This window comes from Paenibacillus sp. NRS-1781, assembly GCF_050467745.1.
Lineage (GTDB): Bacteria > Bacillota > Bacilli > Paenibacillales > Paenibacillaceae > Paenibacillus > Paenibacillus terrae_A.
The window spans coordinates 1-1,155 of the sequence record NZ_JBITPI010000036.1; the positions used below are offsets into that span (position 1 = coordinate 1).

1 protein-coding gene is annotated in these 1,155 nt (G+C 38.1%); it reads left to right on the top strand.

The genetic code is table 11. The annotated features are described in order from the left end of the window. Window positions 1-1,059: DNA primase family protein (locus ACIFO6_RS13830; protein WP_430041235.1), on the top strand; the 1,059-nt coding region annotated here is incomplete at its 5' end. Between the last annotated feature and the right edge of the window lie 96 nt (window positions 1,060-1,155).

The following is a 1,155-nucleotide window of genomic DNA, read 5'->3' on the forward strand; positions in this document are numbered from 1 at the left end:
ATTGCAGGAACCCAAATGAATATGTTGGACGACTATATTAATGTTAAAAACGGTTTGTTGAATTGGAAAACGGGAGAGTTAAGGGAGCATACGCCTGATAGACGGAGCACCATTCAATTTCCTGTTCTATATGATCCTACGGCCAATGATCCTGCTATGCTTCAGTTTATCGAATCTGTGCTTGAACAGGATACGCATGCAACTTTATTTGAAATGATTGGCTATTTCCTGATTCCCACCTTGGAGTATGAGAAGATATTTTTATTCACAGGTACGGGAAGCAACGGGAAATCGGTATTGATTAAGACGATTGAAGCCATGATAGGCAAGGCGAATATATCGAAAGTTAAAATTCAGGATTTAGAAGGAGACAGATCACGGTTTAAGATTGCTGAGTTGTATGGAAAAGTGCTGAATTGCTTTACAGATATCCCTGCGGATGCATTGAACTCTACAGGGAACCTCAAGGTGCTTGCCAGTGGTGAAGGATTAAACGCAGAGAAAAAGGGAAAAGATCCCTTTAACTTTGAGCCGTTTTGTAAATTGTTGTTTAGTGCGAATGAATTGCCGAAGAGTAGTGACCATAGTGATGGATTTTTTAGAAGGCTGACGGTGTTTCCTTTTACTCGAAAATTTACGGATCAACAAAAGGACACGAAGTTAATTCATAAATTGACGACTCCATCCGCTTTATCAACACTATTAAATTATGCGCTTGAGGGCTTAAGACGACTCGAACAACAAGGTGGATTTTCATATTCACAAACGATTACAGACCAAGTTAAAACATATCAAATGGAATCGGATACTATTATGCTGTTCATAGATGAAGAATGTGAAATTGAAAGTGAAGGTTCAAAACAGGGTGGAAGTCGCATCGAATGCAAAAGGTTATATGTGATGTATTCTGCATGGTGTAAACAAGGTGGATTTAAACCTGAAAAGGTGACTCAATTTAATAAGCATCTCGATGCAAAACTTAAGGATAAGATTTACCGGAAGAAGGCCAAAACAATAAGTGGCAATTCAGTTCCGTGCTGGTTTGGTATCAAAATATAAATGTTTCCTGTTTGATGCATCTGTTTCCTGTTCGTTTTCTGTTTTGAGTACAATTGGAAACGGAAAAATGGTTTATTTACATAGAGAATCATGAGT